This window comes from Paenibacillus sp. MAH-35 (genome assembly GCF_058135425.1).
Genome location: NZ_JBYUPU010000003.1, coordinates 125,147 through 131,850, shown reverse-complemented (window position 1 = coordinate 131,850; position 6,704 = coordinate 125,147). Strand labels below are relative to the sequence as shown.

The window sequence follows — 6,704 nt, the reverse complement described above, 5'->3', positions numbered from 1 at the left end:
GGGGGTGACGACAGCAAATGATAACGAAACGTTGTCTATTTTGTGATAAAATCGTGCCGGTCAAAGAAAAGGGCGAATACAGCTGGTTTGTCGGCTGCAGTTGTGCGCCCGACAGCCACTACAGTTTGCGTACGGACAGCTATGAGCCGTTTGCCGCGCTTTCTTATCAAGTGAAGCACCAGACGTTCCCGATCGTCTCCGGTTATATCCGCGACATGAGCGAATGCGGAGAAACGGTTGCTCTGGCGATCGACGATCTGGAGCCGATCTGCGAGTCTCCGCGCGTACCGGCCTCGATCGAAGAGAAGGCCGACCTGCTGCTCACTTATTTCCACAGGCGTTGTTCGGGGCCGAACGAAGCGGTCGTCATCCGGCAACTGCCCGAGCAGTACAACTTGACGTATTCGCCGAACTTGCAGGAGTTCATCCATATTATAGAGAAGCTCCGGGAAGAACGGCTGATCGAGCGGGCCGGATCGACCATCCGGCTGACGGACAAAGGGTGGCAGGAAGCGGCCGCCAAAGCCGGAGGCAAACAGTTGAAGCCCTGCTTCGTAATACTGGCCGATCACGAGGAGATGCGGACGGAATGGGCCGAGAAAGTATTTCCGAAACTCGAAGGGTGCGGGTACTTTCCGAGACTGGCCGGCAAGCCGGAGGCGGGCAAGGTCGGAGACGATACGATCCGGCTCATGTCCGGCAGCAAGCTGCTGATCGCGGATTTATCGGTGCCATCGCCCGAAGTGTACTTTGCCGCAGGGCTGGCGCTCGGCCTGGACGTACCGGTCGTCTGGACGGTGAACCGGAAGGAGGCGGACCGTCTGCCGATCCAGACGGATCAGGTGCGCCCGTTCGTGTGGGACCGGGCCGAAGAGCTTGCCGATCTGCTTCAGCATCGGATTCGGGCTTTGTGATTTGGCGTGCGGCTTCCCGCTAGGCGGTTCGGGGTTGAAATTTTGTGAACGAACCGACTGGCAGAGGCCATAATTGACAGAGGCGGCAGTGACAGCGACAGCGGAAGAAAAACTTCCTTTATTTGAACGATTGCGCTTCAGATCGGCTTATAGAGGAAGATTTGCTTCCGCTATTTAGGGGTAAAGGACGAGCGAGGCTCGTTTTTGCGGGAATAACGGAAGTGTTTCTTCCGGTTAAAGTTGAAATCGGGGGGGATTACGTGAATAGCGGAAATGATTCTTCCGGTTTATTGCTGAATCCGAGGGGTTCCTTGAATGACGGAAATGACCCTTCCGCTGCAGCCAGCCGGCGACCGATTACTCAACTAGCGTCTTGAACCACCAGCTCTGCATCGTCAGCGTGGGTAATCCAGCCTAGTACCATCTGCTCAGCACCATCAGCAGAGCACCATCGTCTCAATACCAACAACGTGGCACCATCTTCCTTGCATGATCAGCACTACATCTTCAGCACTTCTCCATCGGCTCTGAATCATCGGCCCTGTACCATCAGCCCGGGACCCCCACCCGCTCGCACCATCCCCGGTTCTATCACACGCCCGCCCTATCACGGCTTTTCATCCTAAGTCCGTATGAATGCCCGTCTGCGACAAGGAAGGGCAGACGCGCGAAGATAGATGGTTGACAAGCGAAAGGAGTTGCGATAACTTGTGGATAGGCTTATGTTCATTCCATTTCGGGAGCGCTCCCAGATGGACAGTCAGGAGGTAGTCACACGATGAAGAAACTGGTAGACCTGCTGCGGCAGAAGATGGCTTTGATCGTCAGCGTGCCTTCCAACTCGCTTTCTATGATACAGGCGGCGGTGGAAGGAGGGGCGGATGCGATAAAAATACATTTTAATGTCGAGCACCGGGCCAGCGGAACGATGTTCGGGAAGCCGGAGCAATATGCCGGGCTCGCGGAAGAGATCGCCCGGATATTCCCGGGGCCGATCGGCTGCGTGCCGGGGGATTCGCCCGAGAAGGTGACGAAGGAGACGATCGACCGGCTCGTTGGTTACGGCTTCGACTTCGTCTCGCTGTACGCCCATCATGCCCCCGCCTGGATCTGCACAGAGCGCAGAATCAGTATGATGGCCGCCGTCAGCGGCGACTACACGGAACGGGAAGCGGCGTCGTTCTGGACGCTGCCGATTGACGTATTGGAGGCGTCGATCGTACCGGGGACGGAATACGGCACCCCGCTGACGGTCCGGGATTTGCTCGCCTACCGAGGACTTGTCGAAGCGTCGGGCAAACCTGTTGTCGTACCGAGCCAGCGCCGCATTACTCCCGACGATCTGGAAGCGCTGCAATTGACCGGCGTGCGCGGCGTCATGATCGGAGCGATCGTAACGGGGACCGAGGCGTCGTCGATCTACGAGACGACGAAACGTTTCCGCCGGGCGATGGACGCCCTGAACGGAAACGGCTGAGCGATTGCGTTCAGGCCTCGAACGATGAGTTGCACGAAAACCAAATCTGAGTATAGTTTTTTGGGAGCGCTCACGGTTCTGCGATCGGATTTAACGATCTCCGCCTTTTCGTGAACGGTAGTATGGAACTGATAAAAATAAGGATAAACGGACAGGAGAGATTAGGATGACGGCAAGCAAGCAAGGAAGCGCGGATAACATGGGACAATACGACGTCATCGTCGCGGGAGGAGGGCCGTCCGGAACGGCGGCGGCTATCGCGTCCGCCCGCGGAGGAGCGAAGACGCTGCTGATCGAGCGGTACGGTTTCCTCGGCGGGATGATTACGAACGCTCTGGTCGGGCCGATGCAAAGCTTTCATTCGAAAGACGAACAGCTCGTCCTGGGCATAGCCGAAGAGGCGATAGCGAAACTCGTGGAGCTCGGAGGATCTCCGGGGCATGTGAAAGATATGGTCGGCTTCGCCCCGTCCGTCACGCCGGTCGATGTGGAGAAGCTGAAATACGTGCTCCAGCAAATGTGCGTGGATAGCGGCGTCGAGCTTATGCTGCATACGGTCGTCACCGGAGCGGACGTGTCGGAAGGACGGATCGAGCAGCTGCATGTGTACAACAAGTCCGGGCCGCAGACGGTGCAAGCGCCGGTAGTCGTCGATTGTACGGGGGACGGGGATGTGATCTGGCAAGCCGGCGTTCCGTTTCTTAAAGGAAGAGAAAAGGACGGTCTCGCTCAGCCGATGACGATGATGTTCCGGATGGGCGGCGTCGATCTGCAACGGGTAAGAACGTACATGGCGCTCCATCCGGACGAGTTCGTGCTGGCCGAGGACTGGGAGAACTGCTCCCATGTGGGCGTGTCGGGCTTCTTCTCGCTCGTCCGCGAGGCGAGGCGAGCGGGCGAGCTGACGATCGAGCGCGACCGCGTGTTGTTGTTCGAGCTCCCGGCCCCGGGTGAGGTGAGCGTTAACATGACCCGTGTTATCCGTTACGACGCAACCGACGGGCAGGCGCTTACGCAGGCGGAGATCGTATCCCGCGGACAGGTCATGGAAGCGGTGCGGTTTCTGAACAAGCGGATTCCGGGCTTCGAGAACGCCGTCTTGATCAACTGCGGCACTCAGATCGGCGTGAGGGAATCGCGCCGCATGCAAGGCGTGTATACACTCACCGGTGAAGACGTGCTGGCCGGACGCAAGTTCGACGATGTGATCGCCCGGGGTTCGTACCCGATCGACATCCATTCTCCGGACAGCGGCGATCTGGACGCCACCGAGATGAAGTCCGCCTCATCCTACGACATCCCGTACCGCTCTCTGCTCAACGATACGGCGCGTAACCTGATTGCAGCGGGACGCTGCATATCCGCTACGCACGAAGCGCTTGCTTCGGCGAGAGTATCGCCGACGGCGATGGCGATCGGGGAAGCGGCGGGCACGGCGGCGGCGCTGGCCGCTGTATCGGGGGCAGAGCCCCTGCAACTGGACATCCGGCTGCTTCAGGAGAAGCTGATCGAACAGGGTTGCAATCTCGGGCTGCAGCCGGAAGGGAGATAAGATGAAGCCTATCGCCTTAGTCCCGTTAGACAGCCGGCCTTGCTGCCGGTCGTTTCCCGAATCGATCGCAGCGATCGGAGGGTTCCGCCTGCTTACGCCGCCGGTCGAACGGCTCGGCCGGTTCATGCTGCCTGGCGATTGTTCCGGTGTGCGGGACTGGCTTAGCGAGGCGGCTTCGCAAGCGGACGGCATCGTCGTGGCGGCCGATCAGCTCGCTTACGGCGGGCTGATCGCCTCCAGAACCTGCGAGAGAAGCTTCGAGCAGGCGATGGAGACGCTGGACGTGCTGCGGGAGATCAAGGAACGGTATCCGTCCAAGCCGATCTATGTGGCCAGCGTCCTGATGCGAATTACGATTACCGGTAAAAACGCGCTGTTCGCCAAGTATTGGAAGCTGGTAGCCGACTACGCCAAGCTATACGACCGGGTCCACCGCCTGCAGGAGAGCGGCCTGGAGGAAGAGCTTGCCCGCGTGCACTCGCAAATTCCGCAAGAGGTGCTGGAGGACTTCTTCCGCGCGCGCGAGCGGAATAAACTCGTACACCTCAAGCTGATCGAATGGGCGGGTGCAGGCGTGATCGATTACTTGGCGATTACGCAGGAGGATGCAAGCCCGGTGGGCGTCCATATTCCTGAGCAGCAAGAGCTGCAGCGCGTGATGTACGAGCAGCGGGCGCAAGCGAAGACGATCCTGTACCCGGGCGCCGACGAAGCGGCTCAGACGCTGCTTACCCGGATGATGCAGACGTTGTCGGGCCGCCGGGTGAAGGTGTATCCGCGGTTTTCGTCGGAAGCCGGCAAGCTGGCTATCCCGGCCTTTGAGGACCGGCCCGTGGAGGAGACGGTCAGGGCGCATCTGTGGTCGGCGGGCGCGATCGTCGTAGGCGCTGCTCAGGAAGCGGAACTGATATTGTCCGTAAACCCTCCGATGTCGGGTAAACCGGACGGCGGTCAGGAGCCTCACGGATTAAAAGCCTGTTTCGATTCGCGCCATATGCTCACCGATCTGGTCGAAAGCGCCCGTTATGACATGTTGCAAGGCCGCCGGGTCGCCGTCGCCGATGTAGCGATGCCGAACGCCTCAGACGTGGAGCTGGTCCGGTATTTGCTGGACGAACGGCTGTTTACGGGGCTTACCGCTTATGCCGGCTGGAATACAGCCGGCAATACGCTCGGCACCTGCATCGCGCATGCGGTGGCGCGGACGCTGCAGACGATGGGCGCTTCCTCTTCCAATAAAACGGAGGCGGATACCGAGCATTATTCGTTTCTGCTCTCCAGGCTGATGGACGAATGGGGCTATCAGGCCCAGGCGAGAGGCGAAGTCAATGGCTGGATATCGGAGCAGGGTTTGAGCGGAAGTCCGTGGGATCTGGAGTCGGACTACGACCGGGTTAACTCCAAGGCCGCCGAGATCGTGCGTCAGCTGTTCGACAAGACGAAGCCGCAACTGCTCGGACCTGTGTTCCCTGCCGCCGGAGGGGCGGGCGGCGCGATCATCGGCGCGGAGCTGGACACGGTGCGGTTGCCGTGGAACCGGACGTTCGAGGCGGAGGTCCGTGTCCGGGTCTCGCTTGCGGATGACGGCGATCCAACTACAGTTTGACAAGTGGCGCCCGACACTGAAATAATGAAAGAAAAAGAAGCGCGGTGATAGCGATTGTCGTATACGCTCGAGTCCATAGCCAAACTGTCCGGCGTCTCCAGAGGGACCGTTTCGCGGGTCATTAACAATCAGCCCGGCGTGAAGCCGGCCGTCCGGGAACGCGTGCTGGGCGTAATAGCGGAAACAGGTTATGTGCCCAATCCCCAGGCGCGAAGCTTGGCCGGAGGCCGGACGGAAAATATCGGAGTTGTCGTATTCGGCAATAGCCCCCTGTTTTTGTCGCACCATCTATTTTTCGAAGTGCTGCAGGGTATCCAGAGCCATTCGACGCTGAACGCTTACGATCTGGTGCTGTTCTCCAACCGGAGCGACCGGGACGCCGAATATTGGAAAAGGATCGGCGACAAACGCAAAGTGGACGGGCTCATCATAATGGGGGAGCGGATTGAGGAGTCGTATTTGCAGTATTATTACGAGCGGGACATTCCGTTCGTATTGGTCGGCAAACGGCTAAGCGACAATATCCCGCTGTTCTGCGTGACGTCCGATTACCGGAAGGGCGCCTATGAAGGAACGAAGCATCTGCTCGATCAGGGACAACGCAAAATCGTTTTGATCCGGGGGCTGCTTAACACGTATCACGAGAACGAACGGTATGCCGGCTACGTGCAGGCGCTGGAAGAAGCCGGTCTGGCACCGGACGAGTCGCTCATGCTGTTCGGACAAGCCGAGAAGCAGACGGCTTACGCCGAGATGAGCCGGCTGCTGGAGGGCGGCGCAATGTTTGACGGCGTATTTTCCGGCAACGATCTGATGGCGTTCGGAGCGATCGAAGCGATGAAGGAGCGGGGACTGCGTATCCCGCAGGACGTCGCCGTCGTCGGGTACGACGATATCGAAGCGGCCCAATATTTCGCCCCACCGCTGACGTCTGTCCGGCAGGATAAGCGGAGGATCGGCCAGGAAGCGACGCAGCTGCTGATGAAACTGCTCCATAATCAGATCGACCGGTCCGTGCCAAGCGATATTATCATCGAAAGCAGGCTCGTGATCCGGGACAGCTCGCGAAGCCGTTAATGCGATCCTGTTGCGTTAGCCGGACAAGTTCAACGCCTTCATATACATCCGATCCATCCATCGATAACGACGAAGCCG

The 6,704-nt window shown here is 59.1% G+C and carries 5 protein-coding genes; all 5 read left to right on the top strand.

Features of this window, described 5'->3' with window-relative positions; translation table 11 throughout:
- Positions 1-17 precede the first annotated feature (17 nt).
- Positions 18-914, top strand: coding sequence for a hypothetical protein (locus tag AC3Y2E_RS04105; protein WP_379207428.1), 897 nt, complete (start codon positions 18-20; stop codon positions 912-914).
- A 778-nt stretch (positions 915-1,692) separates the two neighbouring features.
- The gene (locus tag AC3Y2E_RS04100; protein WP_379207426.1) at positions 1,693-2,391 is read left to right on the top strand and encodes a hypothetical protein; all 699 of its coding nucleotides are present in this window, start codon (positions 1,693-1,695) and stop codon (positions 2,389-2,391) included.
- A gap of 166 nt (positions 2,392-2,557) precedes the next feature.
- Entirely contained in the window at positions 2,558-3,943 is a 1,386-nt protein-coding gene (locus AC3Y2E_RS04095) for an FAD-dependent oxidoreductase (protein ID WP_379207424.1), read from the top strand.
- 1 nt (position 3,944) lies between these two features.
- The gene (locus tag AC3Y2E_RS04090) at positions 3,945-5,549 is read left to right on the top strand and encodes a DUF4127 family protein (protein WP_379207422.1); all 1,605 of its coding nucleotides are present in this window, start codon (positions 3,945-3,947) and stop codon (positions 5,547-5,549) included.
- Positions 5,550-5,603: 54 nt separating this feature from the next.
- Positions 5,604-6,626 (top strand): LacI family DNA-binding transcriptional regulator, encoded by a 1,023-nt coding sequence (locus AC3Y2E_RS04085; RefSeq protein ID WP_379207419.1) that lies wholly within the window; start codon positions 5,604-5,606, stop codon positions 6,624-6,626.
- Positions 6,627-6,704 lie beyond the last annotated feature (78 nt).

What these genes read in the sequence shown, in the direction of transcription:
- AC3Y2E_RS04105 (WP_379207428.1), top strand. Translation starts at nt 18, where the DNA reads ATGATAACGAAACGTTGTCTATTTTGTGATAAAATCGTGCCGGTCAAA.
- AC3Y2E_RS04100 (WP_379207426.1), top strand. Translation starts at nt 1,693, where the DNA reads ATGAAGAAACTGGTAGACCTGCTGCGGCAGAAGATGGCTTTGATCGTC.
- AC3Y2E_RS04095 (WP_379207424.1), top strand. Translation starts at nt 2,558, where the DNA reads ATGACGGCAAGCAAGCAAGGAAGCGCGGATAACATGGGACAATACGAC.
- AC3Y2E_RS04090 (WP_379207422.1), top strand. Translation starts at nt 3,945, where the DNA reads ATGAAGCCTATCGCCTTAGTCCCGTTAGACAGCCGGCCTTGCTGCCGG.